This window comes from Campylobacter novaezeelandiae, assembly GCF_004323845.1.
Classification (GTDB): Bacteria; Campylobacterota; Campylobacteria; order Campylobacterales; family Campylobacteraceae; genus Campylobacter_D; species Campylobacter_D novaezeelandiae.
Map to the genome: position 1 here is coordinate 1 of NZ_QPGR01000032.1, position 1335 is coordinate 1335.

Annotated in this window: 1 protein-coding gene; it reads left to right on the plus strand. The window is 24.2% G+C overall.

Features of this window, described 5'->3' with window-relative positions:
• Positions 1–1216 (plus strand): DUF2972 domain-containing protein (locus DU473_RS08120; protein WP_131186973.1); only part of this gene is annotated, 1216 nt, incomplete at its 5' end.
• Between the last annotated feature and the right edge of the window lie 119 nt (positions 1217–1335).

Here is a 1335-nt window from a genome sequence, read left to right on the forward strand (position 1 = left end):
TCATCCCTATCCTTCTTTACTTGATCCAAATAAATTAAAGGATATAAATGAAGAATTAAATTATCATAGTATTGATGCTAATCTTGCATGGGAGTTAAACTTACCTTTACCTGATAATTATGAGTTTATTGGACTTTTTCTTCACGCGAATGGAGAGACAGCGTTAAGTAGGTTTTTAATTGAATGCGGTCTAAACTTATTTTATGTTTTTGAAAATACTGGAAGAATGCGTTATGTAAGTATTTTCAATTTTGTCCTTGAGATAAATAATAGGCAAGCCATTATTTTACTTGATTTAAATTGTAGTGAAATTAGTAAATTTGCTTATCTTTCAAATTGTAGACCTTTGATGGTTTTATTAAGAGACCCTATTGACTGTTTAAAATCTTTTTTAAATGTTAGACATCAATTAAATGGTTATGGTAATATTCCTAGATTCGATTTAAACTGTAAAAATTTTTATCAAATTCAAGATAGAATTAATTATGTGCATGAAAAGAATGGTTATTATAATCCTAATTCTTTACAAAGGTTTCCAGAAATTAATGCCATAAAAGCTATATTGGAACCTAATCATAGTATGATTAAATATATGTTTAAAAGAGATGAATTTATTCAAGCTTTTAAAAAAGAAAAGATTTATTATATAGATATGAATGAAATTCTTAAACAGAAAACCTATTTTACTTTAGAAAAACTGTCAAAAAAATTTAATTTTAATGCTCCAGATAAGAATAATAAAATATTTTCCCAAAAAATTTATTCAGTTTTAACAATCTTATTACCTGTTATTTTAGAGGTTAATTATAAAAAAATTTATATTTCAAATAGATTTTCCTCAAAGGCTCTTCCTGCTATAAAAAATTATTTTGATTTTACTAAAGAATGCGAGAATGTTTTTGATGAAAATATTATTATTTTTATGGATAATAAGGAATATGATTTACTTTATAAAAATTTAAAACTTTATAAAGAAGTATTGAATTGGATATCTCTTTTTCTAAAAAGTTTAAAAGAAAGAATTGTTCAAGAACAACAAAAAGAAATAAAAGTTTGCGAAGTACTTGAATATTTTTACATAAATAAGCAAGAAGCTCTGCAGTTTAAAAACATACTTGATTATGAGCTTACTCACATTAAAGAGCATCGTCCTGATATCATAGCTTCTTGGAAATATTATGAGGAATTTGAGAGAATGTGTCAAAAAATTAAATAAAAATTTAAGAACGGAGCGGGGGGGGGTATAATAATAATTTGTAAATATTAACCAATAAAACCTATATTAATTTAATAATTAATATAATAACCATTTTGACTTATAAAGGAACAATAATG